At 65.8% G+C, this 18,067-nt stretch carries 20 protein-coding genes and 1 riboswitch; of the genes, 10 read left to right on the top strand and 10 right to left on the bottom strand.

All coding sequences use genetic code 11. The features are described 5' to 3' along the window. Positions 1-4: 4 nt before the first annotated feature. Complete coding sequence (locus ALII_RS0109335; protein WP_024587053.1) at positions 5-265, bottom strand: glycine zipper domain-containing protein; 261 nt, start codon at positions 263-265, stop codon at positions 5-7. Between the two features lie 73 nt (positions 266-338). Further along, positions 339-665, bottom strand: a complete 327-nt coding sequence (locus tag ALII_RS0109330) for a hypothetical protein (RefSeq protein ID WP_024587052.1) — start codon at positions 663-665, stop codon at positions 339-341. Positions 666-773: 108 nt separating this feature from the next. Between ALII_RS0109330 and ALII_RS0109325 the strand changes: the two genes are divergently transcribed. The 4 genes from ALII_RS0109325 (at position 774) to ALII_RS0109310 (ending at position 4,275) form a co-directional block, all read left to right on the top strand. After that, the gene (locus ALII_RS0109325) at positions 774-1,697 is read left to right on the top strand and encodes a site-specific tyrosine recombinase XerD (protein ID WP_024587051.1); all 924 of its coding nucleotides are present in this window, start codon (positions 774-776) and stop codon (positions 1,695-1,697) included. 78 nt (positions 1,698-1,775) lie between these two features. After that, positions 1,776-2,729 carry an acetyl-CoA carboxylase carboxyltransferase subunit alpha gene (locus tag ALII_RS0109320; RefSeq protein WP_024587050.1) on the top strand — a complete coding sequence of 318 codons (954 nt, stop codon included), beginning with the start codon at positions 1,776-1,778 and terminating at the stop codon, positions 2,727-2,729. Positions 2,730-2,870: 141 nt separating this feature from the next. After that, entirely contained in the window at positions 2,871-4,049 is a 1,179-nt protein-coding gene (locus ALII_RS0109315; RefSeq protein ID WP_024587049.1) for a murein L,D-transpeptidase family protein, read from the top strand. Positions 4,050-4,053: 4 nt separating this feature from the next. Further along, the gene (locus ALII_RS0109310; protein WP_024587048.1) at positions 4,054-4,275 is read left to right on the top strand and encodes a sulfurtransferase TusA family protein; all 222 of its coding nucleotides are present in this window, start codon (positions 4,054-4,056) and stop codon (positions 4,273-4,275) included. 17 nt (positions 4,276-4,292) lie between these two features. Here ALII_RS0109310 and metA read toward each other — a convergent pair whose 3' ends face one another. Next, positions 4,293-5,210: a homoserine O-succinyltransferase gene (gene metA, locus ALII_RS0109305; RefSeq protein WP_024587047.1), complete on the bottom strand. Its 918-nt coding sequence runs from the start codon at positions 5,208-5,210 to the stop codon at positions 4,293-4,295. A 51-nt stretch (positions 5,211-5,261) separates the two neighbouring features. Further along, positions 5,262-5,339, bottom strand: a riboswitch (SAM riboswitch). Positions 5,340-5,422: 83 nt separating this feature from the next. On the opposite strand from metA, the gene hisC reads away from it, so the two are divergent. Both hisC and ALII_RS0109295 read left to right on the top strand, forming a co-directional pair. Further along, on the top strand, positions 5,423-6,517 hold the full coding sequence (gene hisC, locus ALII_RS0109300) for a histidinol-phosphate transaminase (protein WP_024587046.1): 1,095 nt from the start codon (positions 5,423-5,425) through the stop codon (positions 6,515-6,517). 1 nt (position 6,518) lies between these two features. Then, positions 6,519-7,442, top strand: a complete 924-nt coding sequence (locus tag ALII_RS0109295) for a prephenate/arogenate dehydrogenase family protein (RefSeq protein WP_024587045.1) — start codon at positions 6,519-6,521, stop codon at positions 7,440-7,442. Here ALII_RS0109295 and ALII_RS0109290 read toward each other — a convergent pair. Beyond that, entirely contained in the window at positions 7,439-8,434 is a 996-nt protein-coding gene (locus ALII_RS0109290; protein WP_024587044.1) for a DUF2125 domain-containing protein, read from the bottom strand. The genes ALII_RS0109295 and ALII_RS0109290 overlap by 4 nt on opposite strands. Positions 8,435-8,498: 64 nt before the next feature. On the opposite strand from ALII_RS0109290, the gene ALII_RS0109285 reads away from it, so the two are divergent. Next, positions 8,499-9,014: a gamma-glutamylcyclotransferase gene (locus tag ALII_RS0109285; RefSeq protein ID WP_024587043.1), complete on the top strand. Its 516-nt coding sequence runs from the start codon at positions 8,499-8,501 to the stop codon at positions 9,012-9,014. On the opposite strand, the gene ALII_RS0109280 is transcribed toward ALII_RS0109285, so the two are convergent. From ALII_RS0109280 to ftsE, 4 genes are all read right to left on the bottom strand, one after another. Beyond that, positions 9,007-9,810: a 1-acyl-sn-glycerol-3-phosphate acyltransferase gene (locus ALII_RS0109280; RefSeq protein WP_024587042.1), complete on the bottom strand. Its 804-nt coding sequence runs from the start codon at positions 9,808-9,810 to the stop codon at positions 9,007-9,009. The two genes, ALII_RS0109285 and ALII_RS0109280, sit on opposite strands and share 8 nt — an antisense overlap. 64 nt (positions 9,811-9,874) lie before the next feature. After that, on the bottom strand, positions 9,875-10,579 hold the full coding sequence (locus tag ALII_RS0109275; protein WP_081718957.1) for a YdcF family protein: 705 nt from the start codon (positions 10,577-10,579) through the stop codon (positions 9,875-9,877). A gap of 109 nt (positions 10,580-10,688) precedes the next feature. Next, the gene (locus tag ALII_RS0109270) at positions 10,689-11,651 is read right to left on the bottom strand and encodes an ABC transporter permease (protein WP_024587040.1); all 963 of its coding nucleotides are present in this window, start codon (positions 11,649-11,651) and stop codon (positions 10,689-10,691) included. Continuing rightward, complete coding sequence (gene ftsE, locus ALII_RS0109265) at positions 11,644-12,303, bottom strand: cell division ATP-binding protein FtsE (RefSeq protein WP_024587039.1); 660 nt, start codon at positions 12,301-12,303, stop codon at positions 11,644-11,646. Before ftsE ends, ALII_RS0109270 begins: the two co-directional genes overlap by 8 nt. A gap of 174 nt (positions 12,304-12,477) precedes the next feature. On the opposite strand from ftsE, the gene ALII_RS0109260 reads away from it, so the two are divergent. The 3 genes from ALII_RS0109260 to ALII_RS0109250 are packed head-to-tail and all read left to right on the top strand — an operon-like array spanning position 12,478 to position 13,948. Continuing rightward, on the top strand, positions 12,478-13,041 hold the full coding sequence (locus ALII_RS0109260; protein ID WP_152529574.1) for a hypothetical protein: 564 nt from the start codon (positions 12,478-12,480) through the stop codon (positions 13,039-13,041). Further along, a complete protein-coding gene (gene hpt, locus ALII_RS0109255; protein ID WP_024587037.1) occupies positions 13,041-13,586 on the top strand; it encodes a hypoxanthine phosphoribosyltransferase in 546 nt (181 codons plus the stop codon). The genes ALII_RS0109260 and hpt overlap by 1 nt, the downstream gene beginning before the upstream one ends. Beyond that, complete coding sequence (locus tag ALII_RS0109250; protein ID WP_024587036.1) at positions 13,583-13,948, top strand: response regulator; 366 nt, start codon at positions 13,583-13,585, stop codon at positions 13,946-13,948. The genes hpt and ALII_RS0109250 overlap by 4 nt, the downstream gene beginning before the upstream one ends. 182 nt (positions 13,949-14,130) lie before the next feature. Here ALII_RS0109250 and ALII_RS0109245 read toward each other — a convergent pair whose 3' ends face one another. Beyond that, the gene (locus ALII_RS0109245) at positions 14,131-16,683 is read right to left on the bottom strand and encodes a TIGR02302 family protein (RefSeq protein WP_024587035.1); all 2,553 of its coding nucleotides are present in this window, start codon (positions 16,681-16,683) and stop codon (positions 14,131-14,133) included. A 107-nt stretch (positions 16,684-16,790) separates the two neighbouring features. After that, on the bottom strand, positions 16,791-18,056 hold the full coding sequence (gene lysA / locus ALII_RS0109240) for a diaminopimelate decarboxylase (RefSeq protein WP_024587034.1): 1,266 nt from the start codon (positions 18,054-18,056) through the stop codon (positions 16,791-16,793). Between the last annotated feature and the right edge of the window lie 11 nt (positions 18,057-18,067).

The raw sequence follows: 18,067 nt of genomic DNA, 5'->3' as shown, positions 1-18,067 counted from the left end.
GAGATCAGCAGCGTGCTTCGTAGGTACGCGACGGGTTGTTGCGATCGCGGTACAGGCAGTAGCCCTGACGATCCTGCGAGCGGCCGACAAGGTAGCCTGCAGCACCGCCGATGGCAGCACCGGCCAGAGCGCCCGACGCGCGGCCCGTAGCGATAGCGCCGACGCCGGCACCGACGGCAGCGCCGCCGACGGCGGTCTGTTCAGCGGTGGTGCAGCCGGCAGCAATCATCATCGTTGCGGCGAGAGCCAAGAGTGTCTTCTTCATTTACAGCCTCCATAGGGATGGGCATGCCCTTCGGCGGGTAAATGAAGTGCATGCGGTTGGATAATCAAGTCGTTTATTCCTGACGGTTCGTAACGGCATCACCGAATGCCATGGCGACTGCCATGCTCGGTTCCACCCAAGGCTCTAGAGACGCGACCAGCTTTCCGTCCTCGATATCCCAGACCAGCTCGGCATCAGCCTCCACGAGCAGGGGATCGACGGAAACGCATTCGGCGAACATCTTCGGATGGCTTTCCCCGGCGGCGGATCGCACCGAGGGAAGGTCCGACCGGCATTCCTCGACCGTTTCATAGGCGAAGACCGGAGCTGGAATTTCCTCGCATTGCGCGAGATCGCCCGAGCACCCGATCATCAGAAGAATGGCAGCGATGTGTTCCATGACCACGTCCCTTTCACGAGCCAGAAACGGCAAAGCCGCGCAGTTGGTTCCCGCCGCTTCATCAAACGATAACGAATCGCACCGATCTTGGCCGGGCGGAGGCCAGCCATGTCGAGCGCGCTGCGAATCGAATCCTTTCTCGAGATGATGAGTGCCGAACGCGGATCGAGCGACAACACGCTCGCCGCCTACAGGCGCGACCTCGAGGATGCGCAAGGCGTGTTGGCAGCGCGTGGCGGGCTGGCGAAGGCCGCGCCGGCCGATATCGCCTTCTATCTGGAAGATCTGTCGTTGCGCGGCTTTGCATCGACCACGCAGGCCCGGCATCTCTCGGCGCTGCGCCAGTTCTACCGCTTCCTCTATTCCGAAGGACTGCGCGGTGACGATCCCACTGCGACCATCGATGCACCGCGCAAGGCGCGCAGCCTGCCGAAGACGATGGGAGAAAGCCTTGTCGACCGACTGCTGGCGCGTGCCGAAGCGGAAGCGAGCGAAGCCGGCCTGTCCGACGCAGAGCGTGCAATGCGCGTCCGGATGCAGGCGATCGTCGAGCTCTTCTATGCGACGGGCCTGCGCGTCTCCGAACTCGTCCAGCTTCCGGTCGCGGTTGCCGCACGCAATGACCGCTTCTTCGCCGTCACCGGCAAGGGTGGCAAGGATCGTCTCGTTCCCCTCTCGCCGGTCGCGCGCGAGGCGGTGAAGGCATGGGCCGCCTTGCGCAATGCCGACCCGCAATCGGCCGACAGCCGGTTCCTGTTCCCGGCACGGTCGAAGGAGGGATATCTGGCGAGGCAGGTCGTGGCGCGCGAATTGAAGGCGCTCGGCACCCGGGCGGGCATTCGCGCCGCGGATCTTTCGCCTCACGTCCTGCGCCATGCCTTCGCCAGTCATCTCCTGCAGAACGGCGCCGACCTGCGGGCCGTCCAGCAACTTCTCGGCCATGCCGACATTTCGACGACGCAAATCTACACGCATGTGCTGGAAAAGACGCTCAGCGATCTCGTCGTGAATCACCATCCGCTTGCCGATTAGCCTTGTGACCGCTATGTGAAGCCCGCATCCCGCAAGCGCGGACCGTCACGCCACCTTTCCCGGTAAGCCAGAGAGTCCATGTATAATTATCTCGACTTCGAAAAGCCTGTCGCAGATCTGGAAGGCAAGATTCTCGAACTGAGGAAGCTGGCCGACAGCGGCGAGGCGGTGGATGTCGGCGAGGAAATCTCCCGGCTGGAAAAGCGGTCGCGCGAAGCGCTGCGCGATCTTTACCGGCAGTTGACGCCTTGGCAGAAGGCGCAGGTCGCCCGCCATCCGGATCGCCCGCATTGCGTCGACTACGTCGCCGGGCTGTTCACCGATTTCACGCCGCTGGCAGGCGACCGCGCCTTCGGCGAGGACAATGCGATCATCGGCGGCTTCGCACGCTTTCGCGGCCAGCCGGTCGCCGTCCTCGGACAGGAAAAAGGCTCGGACACCAAGACGCGGCTGAAGCATAATTTCGGCATGGCGCGGCCTGAGGGCTACCGCAAGGCCGTGCGCATCATGGAACTTGCCGACCGCTTCAAGGTGCCGATGATCACGCTGGTCGACACGGCCGGCGCCTATCCGGGCATCGGCGCGGAGGAGCGCGGGCAGGCCGAGGCCATCGCGCGCTCGACCTCGCAGTGCCTGGCGATGAAGGTCCCGACCGTCTCCGTCGTCATCGGCGAGGGCGGCTCGGGCGGCGCGATCGCCATCGCGACGGCCAACAAGGTCTACATGCTCGAGCACTCGATCTATTCGGTGATCTCGCCGGAAGGGGCGGCATCGATCCTCTGGCACGATTCGACGCGCGCCAAGGATGCGGCGACGAACATGAAGATCACCGCGCAGGATCTGCTCGACTTGAAGATCATCGACGGCATCATTTCCGAGCCGCTCGGCGGCGCCCATCGCGGTCGCGAGAACGTCATCGAGGCGGCCGGCGAGCAGATTTCACGCGGCTTTGCCGAACTGCAGGGCGCCAACATGGACTACCGCGAACATCGCCGCGAGAAGTTCCTGGCCATCGGCCGCAGTCTCGCCTGAGGCGACGTTGCGGCAGGGCAAGACAATTTTTCGATTGTGGTAACGGTTTTTCAAGGTTAACCAGTCTAGCGTCGGGTTTTGCGAGGCCTGGTGCGCTATGCATGCGGCTTCGCGGGGGATCACAGAGAGCCGTCGACGACCATGAATCTTCGCCTTGCCCATGTCGCCCTTCTCGCCGCCGCCACCATGCTGGCCGGCTGCAACGCTTCGCTCGAGGACATTGCGCCCAAAGCCGAGAGGCAATTGCCCGCCAAGGTCGTGCAGACGATGAAGGCGAAGGGCATGAGCACGACGTCGCCGATCATGGTGCGCCTGTTCAAGGAAGAAGCCGTCCTCGAAGTCTGGAAGCAGAAGGACAATGGCCGCTTCGACCTCGTGAAGACCTACGAGATCTGCAAATGGTCGGGCAAGCTCGGGCCGAAATTCACCGAAGGCGACCGCCAGGCGCCGGAGGGCTTCTATGCGGTCGGGCCGCATCAGATGAACCCGCAATCGAGCTATCACCTGTCGTTCAATATCGGTTTCCCGAACGCCTATGACCGCGCGCATGGCCGTTCGGGCCAGCATCTGATGGTTCATGGCGGTTGCTCGTCCTCGGGCTGCTATTCGATGACCGACGAACAGGTCGAGGAAATCTACGCCTTCGCGCGCGACGCCTTCAAGGGCGGCCAGCAGGCGTTCCAGTTGCAGGCCTATCCCTTCCGCATGACCGCGCAGAACATGGCGCGCTACAAGAGCGATCCGAACTACGAGTTCTGGACCATGCTGAAGGAAGGTTACGACCACTTCGAGATCACCAAGCTGCCGCCGAAGGTGGACGTGTGCGAGCGGCGCTACGTCTTCAACCAGTACACGGCGGACGGGCGTCCGTTCTCGCCCACCGGCGCCTGCCCGGCGGCGACGCAGCCCGAAGCGCTGCAGACGGCCTACAAGACCTACAAGTCGACCTTCGACGTCGCCTTTACCTCGGCCCTCGATTCCAGCGCCTTTTCCAAGCCCGCGCCGTCGATCACCGGTGTCAAGGAAGCCGCGCTCGTGGCCGACTGGTCGCGCAAGCGCGCGCGCGGTGAGCGCGTCAGCCAGGAGCCGCCGAATTTCGAACAGTCCGGCGTGATGGTTTCGACGCGTCCGCCGAGCGAACGCCCGGCCGCTGCGGCCGTCGCGTACCAGCCGGCCCCGCAGCCCGTTCCCGCACCGATGCCGGCACCCGTTGCCGCAGCGCCCGTCGCCGAGCCGGCTCCGATTGCCGTCGCGCCCGCGCCGCAGCCCGCCGAGCCGCCCTCGCGCCTCGGCCGCCTGATGACGCTGTTCGGCAACTAGAGATTTGACCGAAATCTACGATCTGAGGGGGCTCAACTGCCCCCTTCCAGTGCTGAAGACGCGCAAGCGCCTGCAGTCGATGCGGACCGGCGAATTCCTGACGGTCGAGACGACCGATCCGCTCGCGGCCCTCGACATCCCCGCCTTCTGCCAGGAAGACGGCCACAGGCTCGTCGACAGCACGTCCGTCGACGGCGGCCACCGCTTCGTGATCGAAAAGGGCTAGCGGCCGCTGCCGAGCTGCTACTTGCCGATGTCTTCGAGCCGGTAGGTCGTCGTCTGGTAGACCTGGTTGATCCAGTTGCCGAACAGAAGATGGGCATGCGAGCGCCAGCGGTTGAGCGGCGCGCGGGTCGGGTCGTTGTCCGGATAATAGGCGTGCGGCAGGCCGGTCTTGACGCCTGCAGCGACGTCGCGGTCGTATTCCTCCTTCAGCGAGGTGGAATCGTACTCGATATGGTTGAACATATAGAGCCTGTTCCCGGCCTTCTCCGCCAGCATGCACGGCCCCGTCACGTCCGATTCCATCAGGAGTTCGAGACCTGATTCCGGCCGGATGTCGGCGGATCGCACTTCCGTCCAGCGCGAGACCGGCACGGCGAAGTCGTCCGAGACGCCCGTCAGAAAGGGCGATGCCGGCGCGTTGTTGCGATGGCGGAACACGCCGAACGCCTTTTCTTCGAGCGCATATTTCGGCAGCTTGTGAAAGTGCCACGCCGCCGCCATCGCGCCCCAGCAGATGAAGAACGAGGAATGCGCGTTGGTCTTCGTCCAGTCGAGAATGCGCGTCATCTCGGCCCAGTAGCCGACTTCCTCGAAGGGCAGCAGCTCGATCGGCGCGCCGGTGACGATGAACCCGTCGAACTTGCGATCACGCACCTCGTCCCACGTCTGGTAGAACGAGATCAGGTGGTCCTCGGGCGTGTTCTTGGCCTTGTGGTTGGCGATCCGCACCAGCGTCAGCTCGATCTGGAGCGGCGTCGCGCCGATCAGACGGGCGAACTGCGTCTCGGTGCGGACCTTGTTCGGCATCAGGTTGAGCAGACCGATCTGCAGCGGGCGGATGTCCTGCCGGAGCGCCGTCTGCTCGTCCATGATGGACACGCCTTCGCGCACGAGAATGTCGCGGGCGGGTAGCTGGTCGGGAATCTTGATCGGCATGGTGCACTCCAGAACGCAGGAAACCGGCGGCAGATTCGCGGCCGGTCCGAACGGACTGTGCAAGCGGCCCCTTAGCAACTTTTTTAACGTGGCTGCAAGCCGACCGGCCAAATCACCACGGGTTCACGCGCGCATTTAGGCACACACGCCCTTTGCGTCAATCGCAAAGCTTGGTAGATGGAGCCCGCCTTTCCCAAAGTGGACCCGTCGACATGAATGAGAAGCTTCGCCCGCAGCCACGCCCCGGCGTCATGGACATTGCAGCCTACGTGCCAGGCAAGCACGGCGATACGTCGAAGGGCAAGGTCCACAAGCTGTCCTCAAACGAAACGCCGCTCGGCGCTTCTCCGGAGGCCATCGACGCCGCCGCGCAGGTGCTCGCCCATGCCGAACTCTATCCGGACGGTTCGGCCAACGAGCTGCGGCGGGCCATCGCCGAGGTCCATGGCCTCAACGCCGACAACATCCTCTGCTCGAACGGATCGGACGAACTGCTCGGCCTCCTCGCGCAGACCTATCTGACGGCCGGCGACGAGGGCATCTTCACCGAGCACGGCTTCCTCGTCTACCGCATCCAGATTCTGGCCTCGGGCGGCGTGCCGGTCGTCGTCAAGGAGACGAATGAGCGCGCGGATGTCGACGCGATCCTCGCCGCCGTCACCGAGCGCACCAAGATCGTGTTCCTCGCCAATCCGAACAACCCGACCGGCACCTACCTGCCGTTCGAGGAAGTGCGCCGGCTCCATGCCGGCCTGCCGTCCCATGTCGTGCTGGTCATCGACGCGGCCTATGCCGAATATGTCCGCCGCAACGACTACGAGTCCGGCATCGAACTCGTCTCGTCGGCGCAGAACGTCGTGATGACGCGCACCTTCTCCAAGATTCACGGCCTTGCCGGGCTTCGCATCGGCTGGATGTACGCCCCGGCCGGCATCATCGACGCCGTCAACCGCGTGCGCGGACCGTTCAACGTCAACGCGATGGCGATCGCCGCCGGCGCCGCCGCGATCCGCGACCGCAACCATGTCGAGGAGGCCGTCGCCTTCAACGAGGCCTGGCTGCCCTGGGTGGCGGACGAACTGACGAAGATCGGTCTTCGCGTGACGCCGAGCGTCGGCAATTTCGTGCTGATCCATTTCATCGAGACGCGCTCGGCGGAAGCGGCCGATGCGTTCCTCACCGAGCGCGGCTTCATCCTGCGCCGCGTGACGGGCTACGGCTTTCCCAATGCGCTGCGCATGACGATCGGCTCGGAAGAGGCCAATCGCGGCGTCGTCGAGGCGCTGACCGACTTCATGAAGGCGTGACGTGAAACCCCATTTCGACCGCATCGCCTTCATCGGCATCGGCCTGATCGGTTCCTCGCTCGCCCGCGTGGTGCGCCGGGAAGGGCTCGCCGGCCATCTCGTCGTCTCGACCCGCAGCGCGGATACGCTCGCCCGGGCCGAGGAACTCGGGCTTGGCGACAGCTATACGATCGATGCCGCCGAGGCCGTCCGCGACGCCGACCTCGTCGTCGTTTCGGTGCCGGTCGGCGCCTCCGAATCCGTCGCCATCGCGATCCGGGATCATTTGAAGCCCGGCGCGATCGTCACCGATGTCGGCTCCACCAAGGCATCCGTCATCGCGCAGATGGCGCCGCATATGCCGGGGGGCGTCCATTTCATTCCCGGCCACCCGCTGGCGGGCACGGAAAAGTCAGGTCCCGACGCCGGCTTTGCCGAGCTCTTCGCCAATCGCTGGTGCATCCTCACGCCGCTCGAAGGCACCGACCCGGACGCCCTTACGAAGCTCTCCGAATTCTGGCGCGCCTGCGGCTCAAACATCGACACGATGGACCCGCAGCACCACGACATGGTGCTCGCCATCGTCTCGCACCTGCCGCACATCATCGCCTACAACATCGTCGGCACCGCGGACGATCTGGAAGCGGTGACGAAGAGCGAGGTCATCAAATATTCGGCCTCCGGCTTCCGCGACTTCACGCGCCTCGCCGCCTCCGACCCGACCATGTGGCGCGACGTGTGCCTGCACAATAAGGACGCGATTCTCGAAATGCTGGCGCGCTTTTCGGAGGACCTTGCGTCCCTGCAGCGCGCGGTTCGCTGGGGCGACGGCGACAAGCTCTTCGATCTCTTCACCCGCACGCGCGCAGTGCGCCGTTCGATCATCGATGCGGGCCAGGAAGTCGACGCGCCGGACTTCGGACGGCAGGCGGCGAAGAAAAACTAGAGCGGCGGCAGCGTTCCAAGGTTCAGGAAGCCGATGGACACCCTGCCTTTCGATATCCGCATCGGCAGGCTGGGATTGTCTCCCAGCATGGCTGCGCCGGCGACCGCGAGCCGAATCTGGTCGCGTGCGGCCGGAAACAGTTCCGCCATGATCTGCGCGAACACCTGAGGGTTCTCGACCGATAGCGACAGCTCCGCGTCGATCAGCCCCGCTTCGTTGATCGAGAAGGGGCCTTCCACCCGGGCCGCCGTCTCGTTGCCGGCAGTGCGGATCACCATCGAATTGACGACCGTTGCGAGGCCGCGCAGCCCGCGCCCCGAAAAGGCCGGCACCGGATCGACGGGAAAATGCAGATCCGCTTCGCCGCTGATCAGCGGCAGCGTGCCTTGGCCCAGCAGGTCGGGATCGAGCGACAGCCGCTCGAAGCGCCAGGCGACGTCCGACCCCGATCCAGCGGGGCGCATGTGAAACTCCGCGCGATCGGCCGAGGCAGCGGGGCGCTGGCCGGCGGGAGCCGAATCGGGGCCGATGTCAATCTTGGTGGCTTCGACCGAAACGATGTCGGGGCGCGGCGAGGCGAGGCGCGAACTTGCCCGCATTTCCTCCCAGCTTACCTCCAGCGCGTTGATGCCCGGAAACTCGATGATCGCCGGGCCATCGAGTTCACCGACGACACGTTGCGGCTGGTAGACCTGCGCGGCCGAGCGGAAGGCGCCCGCGCGCACGGCGACGCCCGACGGCGCATCGACATACATGATCGATCGGCAGAAGAGCCCGATGCGGAACGGATAGCCGCGGGCCTCGGCATTCTCGCAATTCGCCCTGCGCCCGCTGGCGTTGAGCGCCGCCACGCGCGCATTCGCCTCGGCCACGAGCCGATCCGCCGCATAATTCCAGCCATAGGTGTAGCCGATGACGACGACGACGATGCCAAGTGCGAGCAGGATGATGCGGCGGGAATATCCCGATCCGCCGGATTGTCTTGACGCCATGCCCCGTGCCTCGCTACCCCGGTCCGGTCGGAACGACCGGCATTCGAACTAAACTGACGGCGATATGGGCGATTTTTGGGTCTTTGGCTACGGCTCGCTGATGTGGCGACCGGGCTTTGCGCATACGGAGACGCATCGGGCGCGGCTGCACGGCTATCGCCGGGCGCTGTGCGTGCGCTCCTTCGTCCATCGCGGCACGGAGGAGCGGCCGGGTCTCGTGCTAGGGCTCGACCGCGGCGGCTCGTGCATCGGCATGGCGTTCCGCGTGCCGGACGCGCTGCGCGAGGAGGTGATCGCCTACCTCCGCGAGCGCGAACTCGTCACCAACGTCTATCTGGAGCGACGCCTGCCGGTCAGGCTGGAAGGCGGGCCGGTGGTCGAGGCGTTGACCTATGTCGTCGACCGGGCGCACCAGCAATATGCCGGCCGGATCGACGCCGAGGAGGCCGCGCGCGCCGTGGGCGGCGCGGTCGGGCGGTCGGGGCCGAACGAGGAATACGTCCTCAACACCGTCGCGCATCTTGAAGCGCTCGGCATTCGCGATCATTGGCTCGAAAGCGTGGCCGCGAAAATCAGCTAGCCTTGCGCGGCGCCGGCTCGACGCCGAGCGCCTTCAGCCGGTCGAGCGCGGTCGGCGGCAAAGGCGGGCCGGACGGGTCGCGCGCGACCTCGACCAGAAGCTCGTCGCAGGCAGTTTCCGTCTCGCGGACCAGCCGTTCGAGAAACACCTGCTTGTCGAGCCCCGGCTCGATCGGCGGCAGGAACTTCGCGCGGATGGTGCCGGGATGGCGCAGGAACTTGCGGCGCGGCCAGTAGAGCCCCGCCACATGCGCGACCGGCACGACGGGCACGTTGAGGGCGGCGTAGAGTTCGGCGATGCCGTATTTGTAGGCCGGCTCGGCGCCCGGCGCACGGCGCGTGCCTTCGGGATAGATGATCAACTGGCGGCCGTCCGCCATGCGCTCGCGCGCGACCTTCACCGCCTGTTTCAGCGCCTTGGAGCGGCTGCCGCGGTGGATCGGGATCATCTTCATCTTGCCGACATACCAGCCGAAGAGCGGTATCCACATGAGCTCCCGCTTCAGGATGTAGACCGGGTCGGGCATGTAGGGAAAGAACGCGATCGTGTCCCAGAAGGACTGGTGCTTGGGCGCCAGGATATAGCCGCCTTCGGGCAGGTTCTCGAGCCCCTCGATCTTCCGGTCCGTGCCGGCGATCACCTTCATCAGCCACATGCTGGTGTGCGACCATGTGCGCGGCACGAACCAGGCGAGATGGCGCGGCAGGAAGAAGTATATCGGCGTCCAGACGATCATCTGGACGATCAGGCTCGCATAGAAGGCCACGTTGAAGGCCAGCGAACGGATTTGCAGCATCAGGCAGGCTCGCGTCGGAAGGGACCGTCGCTGGTTACACGATGAGGCGTCAAAGGGAAACGCCCTATCGCTCGACCGGGCCGTTGCCCGCTCCCGCCTCGACGATGACGGCCGGCACGTCGCCCGAGCGCGACGGCATCACCGTCGTACGGGCGAGGGCGGCGAGGTATTTCGTGTATTCGGTGAAGAGCACCCGCAGCGCGTTCCGGCTCGCCAGCCACTGGCCGCCGTCGAGCCGGTTGGTGACGACCGGGTAGGGCGTCAGCCGCGCGTTCTGCAGCGCGTGGCTCATTTCGAGCAGGCTGCGCGGCATGTGGTAATTGTTGGTCACGACGATGGCGCTGCGAAAAGCGTTCTGCTCCAGCCATTTGGCGCTTTCGGCGGCATTGCCGATCGTGTCGAGCGCATCGCGGTCGATGTCGACGCAGCAGGCGAAGAGGTCTTCGTTGGCGCCGGTGGCGCGCTGGATGTCGAGCGGGCGGGCGACGGGATTGACGCCGGAGATCAGGAGCCGCTGGCCTCTGCCTTCCTGGAGAAGCTGCACCGCCGCGTCGAGCCGGGCAAAGCCGCCGGTCAGGACGATGATCGCATCCGCGCTGCCCGGATCGCTCGGTGTTTCAAGTCGGCCAACATGGGTGGCGAAGACCAGGAAGCCACCGGAAAAGACGAAGCCGAGGCAAAGAACCACGATGATCGCGACGCGAAACGTCGCCGGCAGGCCTCGCCTTCCGGTCTCGCGCTCAAATCCCCGCGCGCTCGTTCCTCGCATGTTCTTCAGCACCAGATAATGTCGCCCATCGTTACGCGGCGAAGAGACCCAAGGGTAGTGCCTTTAAACGCATGAACACACAAAACATTTCCATTCGTCGCGAGCGAATTCAGTCGTGCTGGCGCCCGTCGAGTTCGGAAAGATATGCGGCAACGGTGAAATGGGTGGTCGCGCCTGTCAGGATCGTGACGGTCGCGGCGACCAGCGCGACGCCCGCATAGCCCGTCAGCCCGATGGCGAAATTGCCGAAAAGGGCCGCGGCCTGGTCGCCCTGCGGCGTCGCCAGATTGGCCGACGACCAGAGCGAGAACCCGACGAAGACGATGATGGCCGCAACGCCGCCGATCGCGGCGCCTTTGAGGCCCGTCAGCAGAAAATGCCTGCGGAACTCGCGGGCGATGAAGCGGGCCTCGGCGCCGACGAAATGGAGCACCTCGATGATGTGCCCGTTGCCGTCCATCGCGCCGCGCGTCGCGAAGACGACGGTCAGCACCGTCGCCGCAAGCATCAGGCCGAGGATGGCGATGCCGATCGCGACCGTCGTGCGCGCCATGGCGACGAGCCGGTCGGCCCAGGTGCGATGGTCGTCGAGCGCCGCGCCCGGCACCTGTTCGGCCAGAAGCGCGCGCATGGTGGCGAAATCGGGCGGCGTCGAAGGGTCGATGGTGACGATGACGAGGCGCGGGACGGGCAGTTCGTCGAGGTCGAGACCTGTTCCAAGCCAGGGCTCGAGCAGGCGGGCGGTCGCGTCCTCGTCGACGATCGAGGCGCTGCGCACGCCGGCGAAGCCCGCCGCCAGCCCCTGCGCCGCAACGAGCGCCCTGTCCATGTCGACACCGTCGCCCGGCTTGATCTGGATCGTCGCCTCGCGGGAGATCTCCGTCTGCCAGGCCGCCGATGAATCGCGCACCAGCGTCACCGCGCCGAGCGTCAGGCAGGACAGGAACGTCATGATCGCGATCACGACGACGAGCGCGGTGCCGGCGACGTTCTGCGCCGGGACGATCGGCGTCAGCGCGCGCCGGGCGGTTCGGGCGGGCAGGGCAGGGGCGTGCTCGGCGATCTCAGTCATAGATGTCGAGCCTGCCGCCGGTCAGCACCATGCGGCGCGCGTCGACCTGATCCATCAGCGTCAGGTCGTGGGTGGCGATGACGACGGCCGTGCCGAGCCGGTTCAGTTCCATGAACAGCCGCAAGAGCCGGCGCGCCAGCGGCGGATCGACATTGCCGGTCGGCTCGTCGGCCAAAAGCACGTCGGGCTGCTCGATCAGGGCGCGAGCGATGGCGGCGCGCTGCTTCTCGCCGCCCGAAAGAACCGGCGGCAGCACGTGCATGCGCTCGCCCAGCCCGACCCATTTCAACAGTTCGATCACGTCCTGCCGATAGCTCGCCTCGTCGCGCCCGCGTACGCGCAGCGGCAGTGCCACGTTCTCGTAGGTCGTCAGATGGTCGAGAAGGCGAAAATCCTGGAACACGACGCCGATGCGCCGGCGCATCAAGGGCAGTTCGCGCGGCGAGATGCGCGCGCGGTCCTTGCCGAAGACCGAAATCAGCCCGCGCGTCGGCTTCAGAGACATGAAGAGGAGGCGCAGGAGGGTCGTCTTGCCGGCCCCCGACGGCCCGGTCAGGAACTGGAACGAGCGCGGCGGCACCTGGAACGAGACGTCGCGCAGCACTTCCGTGCCCATCCCGTAGCGCAAGCCGACATTTTCGAACTGAATCACCGCACCGACCTTCACCGGAATCACGAACCACGCACAGCCAGGCCCCAGACGACCTTGGTCCGTCATGGTTAACGAGGCGTTAAGAATCCTCCGGCATGCAAGGTCCCCAAGCGAAGCCTTAACCATTTGCCCTTAGAGCCGGTCGGATCAGTGTCGCAGGAGATGAACGCGCAGATGCAGGGCGTTCCCGATCAGCCAAGGCTCGTCGCGGGCGAGGTCATGCCCGCCGAAGCGCCCAGGCGCGCCGGTCCGCCGCACGCATCGCCCAACGAGCCGGTCCCGCCGGCGCGGCGCTTTTCAGGGTTCGGCGCGCATGAGCAAAGCCGCGCCAAGGCCGGTCCGGTTCTCTTCTGGTCCACGGTCCTGCTCGCCACCTTCCTCGTATTCTGGGTCGCGGGCGGCCATCGCATGGTGCTCGATCCGCTTGCCGAGACGATCCGCAACTCGCCGGCGCAGGCGTTGCAGATCGAGGGCGTGGCGAGCCGTATCGAGCGACGTGAAGGGCGTGCCTTTCTCGTCGTCGACGGCGCGGCGCGCAACAATGGCGGCGAGGCGCTGGCGCTGCCCTCCATCGTCATCTCGGTCGCAGAGACCGACGGGCCGACGCTGCGCTATCATCTGGCGACGAATCAGGCCGTATTGGCGCCCGGGCAGGCCCACGAGTTTTCAAGCCGCCTCGACGCGCCCCGCAACGGCGTCGCGTCCGTAACGATCACTTTTCAGGAAGGAAGCCGCTAATGCCCGTCGTCCGCGGCAAGGATATCGAAGTTCTCTACTCCGCCTCCGCGATCGCGCGGCGCAATCTCGAACTGGCCAAGGAAATCGCCGAGCGTCACTATGACGATCTCCTGGTGATCTCGATTCTCAAGGGCTCGTTCATCTTCGCGGCGGACCTGATCCGCGCGATGCACGACACTGGCCTGTCGCCGGAAGTCGAGCTCATCTTCATCTCCAGCTACGGCGCGGGCACGACCAGCGGCGAGGTGCGCGTCCTGCGCGACATCGACAACGAGGTCGCCGGGCGCGACGTGCTCCTGATCGACGACATCCTCGAATCGGGCAAGACGCTGAAATTCACCCGCGAACTGATGCTGTCGCGCGGCGCCAAGAGCGTGTCGATCGCCGTCCTCCTCGACAAGACAATGCGCCGCCAGACCGATCTCGACGCCGATTTCACCGGCTTTGAATGCCCGGACTATTTCGTCGTCGGCTACGGCATGGACGTCGCCCACGCGTTCCGCGAACTGCCCTTCGTCGGCGTGGTCAAGGGAGATGCCGAATGAAGCGCATTCTCGTCGTCGAGGACGACGCCTCGGTGCGTACCTTCACGGCGCGCGCGCTGTCCGTCGACGGCCACCAGGTCGAGATGGCCGAGGACGGCATGGAGGGGCTGGAGATCATCACGCGCGACGCGGGCGGTTTCGACCTGATCCTCTCCGACATCCGCATGCCGGCGATGGACGGCATCGAGATGGCGAAGGAAGCGAAGGCCTCGTTCCCTTCGCTGCGCATCCTGTTGATGACCGGCTTTGCCGACCAGCGCGAGCGCGCTAGCGATCTCGAACAGGTGGTGATCGACGTCGTCGACAAGCCCTTCACGCTCGCCGACATCCGCTCCGCGGTGTCGCGCGCGCTGACGCACTAGGCGTCGCCATCTTTGAACCGATGAGGCATGGATTCTTGTGACAGGCACAGGAATGACGGCATAAAGACTTTTGCGATTCACTGACCCTTGCGATTTGCATCGGCCAATCTGCCATCGTCATTCCTGTGCCTGTCACAGGAATCCATGCCTCGGCATTCATGACGATCGCGACGTAATCTTCCTCAGCGCATCTCCAGCAGTCGCTCCAGGTAGTCGCGCTCCAGTTCCGGGCTGAGCGCGTTGCCCAGCCGTTCGCGGATCGCCTCCAGGATGCGACGCGCGCGCTGAACGTCGATCTCGTCGGGCACGCGCACCGTGTCGCCGAAATCGGGTCCGGTCGTCGCGCGCGGGCGGCCGAGCGGATCGCGGTCGGCGCCCTGACGGCTACGCCCGCCGGGCTGCTGGCCGCCGCCTTCGCCTTCCATCGCCTGCTGCATCTGCTGCATCATGTCCTGCGCGCCGCGCCGCAGCGCTTCGAGCGCCTGGCCCTGTTCGCCGACGGCCCTCTCGCCCTGGCCTTCGCCAAGCGATTCACCCGCCCGGCCCATTGCCTCGCCGGATTCCGAAAAGCCTTCGCCGGGCTGCATGCCCATGCCTTCGAGCGCTTCCATCATCGCTTCGAGGTCCTGTTGGAGCTGGCCCTGCCCCTCCTGCAACTGGCGCATCGCCTCGGCAAAGTCTTCGGGCGACATCTGGCCGCCTTCGCCCTGTTCGCCCTGCTGGCCCGGCTGCTGCTGGCCCTGCTGGCCCTGCTGCATCTGGAACGTTTCGTTCATCAGCTCCTGCTGGCGGCGCATGATTTCGCCGAGCTGATCCATCTGCTGGCGCATCTCGCTTTGCTCGCCGCCCTGCTGCTGTTGCTGGCGGCCGGCCTGCAGATTGTTCATCATATCCTGAAGCTGGGACAGGAGCTGCTGGGCCTCGTCGCGCGCGCCGGACTTCGCCAGTTCCTCGATCTGGTCCATCATTCGTTCGAGGTCGCTCTGGCGCATCTCCTGCCCGTTCTGGGGCATGGGCATGGCCTGTTCGGGGTTCTGCATGGCGCGTTCGGCGAATTCGCGCAGGAATTCCTGCATCGCCTCGCGCAGTTCGGCCATGAGCTGCTCGATCTCCTCGTCCGAAGCGCCTTCCTCCAGCGCCTCGCGCAACGCTTCCTGCGCCATGCGCAGGCGACGCTCGGCGTCGGTCAGCGAGCCGTCCTCGATGGTGACCGCAATCTCCCAGAGATAATCGACGACGCCGCGCAACTGGTCGTCGCTCGACGCCTCGTCGAGACGCGCCCGCGCGGCAACGATGCCCAGATAGTGCGTCAGTTCGGGGATCGTGTCCTCGGGCCGGAGCGTGATCGCGTCCATCAGATCGAGGACGCGCTGCTTTGCATTCGCGTCGAGCGCGAGAAGCTGGCGCTGTTCGACCAGCGCCAAAGCGAGCGGGTTGGTGAAGGGGCGTTCGGGCAGGGTGAAGCGCTCGACGTCGCTCAGCCCTGTCTGGCCTGCACCGTCCTCGGCTTCCAGCGTCAGGTCGACCAGCGTTCCCGCCCACGGATGTTCGGTCAGGTCGCGCGAGGTGCGCGCGACGATCTCGTCGCCGCGCCGGCGCGGCAGGGTCAGGCGCATTTCCGGCGCATCATAGAGCGGGCGCGCATCGGGCGCCGGATCGGCGGGCGCGAACAAGGCCTGCGCCGAAACGGCGCCGTAGTCGTCCTCGATTTCATAGGTCAGTTGCAGTGCACCGTTGACGGCCCGTGTCGGCTCCTCGGCAAATCGGATCTGGGGGGCGTCGTCGGGGGTGACGGTGAACGACCAGTTGACGATCTCCTCGCCCTCCGCGTCACGGCGCAGCGACAAAAGCCCGTCGACCGCGAGGGGACCGGAAAACTGGCTCACCGCCTGCGCTGTGCCGGCCCGGCTCGATGCGGTGACCGGCGCCGTCGGCGCAGTGGGCTCGAAGGCCGTTTCCTCGGCGGTGTGCGCGTCGAGATAGCTCAGCGCCTCGGCGCCCGTGCCGCCGGTCACGCGCACGGCGACGATCGAACCTTCGGGAACGGTGAACAGGCTCTGCGCCCGGTTGGCGTCGGCGGTCATGTAGAGCGGTGCCTTGCCGGTATAGGCCGGCGGCGTTACCCAGGCGTCGATGCGCGGTGGGACGATTTGAGGACCTGCAGCGGCCCGAAAACCGTCCGTCAGCGAACCGCCGCCCGGCCCGAGCGAAAAGGCGAAGGCGACCACGAAGAGAAGCGGCGCGACGGCGCGCAACGCCCAGGGGTCGCGATCGGGAATGCCGGTGCGCGGAAGTTCGCCCTTCAGGCCCTTCAGCTCGCCGGCGAGACGCCTGCGATGTTCCTGCCAGAGGGCAGCGGCAAACGGATCGTCCCTGCCGGCAAGCTTGTCGCCCTGGCTGCGCAGCGGCGCATGGCGCAGCGCGTTGGAGGTCTCGATCCGACGATCGATCTCAGCGGCGGTCGGATTGCGGAACAGCCGCAGCGGCCACATTGCGACAAGAGCCACCACCGCGAACGATGCGACGAGCCCGAGCCGCGGCCAGTCCGGCAGAATGCGGAAGACGCCGAGCCACGACAGGCTGACGAACAGCGAGACGACGACGCAGAGCGGCAGCAGGAGGGGCCAAAGACGCTCGACGAGCATCGACGCGCGTGTCGAGACGCGGGTGCGCCGCAGGCCGACGATCGGGCCGCTCTTGAGAAAATCGCTCAGTCTTTTGAGGTCAATGGCCATCAGCCGTCCGCTTCATCCGCGTTCCTGGCGGTATCGGTGTCAGGATAACAGCAAACGCGGCGAAGGCGAGGCCGGCCACCAAATCGTGAAACCGGTCCGCGAGGCGTTCAGAGCCAGTCGGGGATCGAATCGAGGCCGATCAGTTCGTCATAGGTCGGACGCGGGCGCACGACGTGGAAGCGGTCGCCGGACACGAGCACTTCCGGCACGAGGAGGCGCGTGTTGTAGGTGCCCGCCTGCACGGCGCCGTATGCACCGGCCGTCGAGACGCAGATCAGGTCGCCGGCCTTCATCTTCGGCAGGTCTCGATCGTGCCCCAGATAATCCCCCGTCTCGCAGACCGGGCCGACGATGTCGACGTTCATACGCGGCGCGTCCACCGGCTGCTCTACCACCGGCCGGATGTCGTGGAAGGCGTCGTAGAGCGTCGGGCGGATCAGATCGTTCATCGCCGCATCGACGATCAGAAAGTTCTTCGCGTCGCCTTCCTTCAGATGGACGACCTGGCTGACCAGAATGCCGGCATTGCCGGCGATCAGCCGGCCGGGCTCGAAGATCACCTTGAGGCCGAGCGGCTTCAGCCGGCGACGCACCATCTGCGCATAGGCATCGGGGAGCGGCGGCGGGGCGTTGTCGATGCGGTATGGGATGCCGAGCCCGCCGCCGACATCGATGTGCTCGATCGCATGGCCGTCGGCCTGCAACTGGCCGACGAGCTCGACCATCAGCGCGATGGCGTCGTCAAAGGGCTGCAGTTCGGTGATCTGACTGCCGATATGCGTATCGACGCCGACGATCTTCAGGCCGGGCAATTGGGCCGCGCGCGCGTAGGCCTCGCGGGCCCGCGCGAGCGCGATGCCGAACTTGTTCTCGGCCTTGCCGGTCGAAATCTTCTTGTGGGTCTTTGCATCGACGTCGGGGTTGATGCGCAGCGAGATCGGCGCGACCTTGCCCGCCGCCTGCGCGCGTTCGGACAGAAGCTCGAGTTCGGGTTCGGATTCGACGTTGAAGCAATGGATGCCGGCCTGAAGCGCGAAGTCCATCTCGCGCGCGGTCTTGCCGACGCCGGAAAAGACGATCTTCTCGGCCGGAATGCCGGCTGCGAGCGCGCGGCGCAATTCGCCTTCGGAGACGACGTCGGCACCGGCGCCGAGCTTTGCCAGCGTCTTCAGCACCGCCTGGTTGGAGTTCGCCTTCATCGCGTAGCAGACGAGCGCGTCCATGTCGGCGAAGGCGTTTGCGAAGACGGTGTAGTGCCGTTCCAGCGTCGCGGTCGAATAGCAGTAGAAGGGCGTGCCGACTTCCGCCGCGATGTCGAGCAGCGAGACGTCTTCGGCGTGGAGGACGCCGTTCCTGTATTCGAAATGGTTCACGGGCGCGGCTG

The sequence above is a fragment of the Aliihoeflea sp. 2WW genome (assembly GCF_000497755.1).
In the GTDB taxonomy this organism is placed as follows: Bacteria; Pseudomonadota; Alphaproteobacteria; order Rhizobiales; family Rhizobiaceae; genus Aliihoeflea.
Note: the sequence above shows the minus strand (reverse complement) of the source record. Positions and strands in the feature narration are given on the sequence as shown.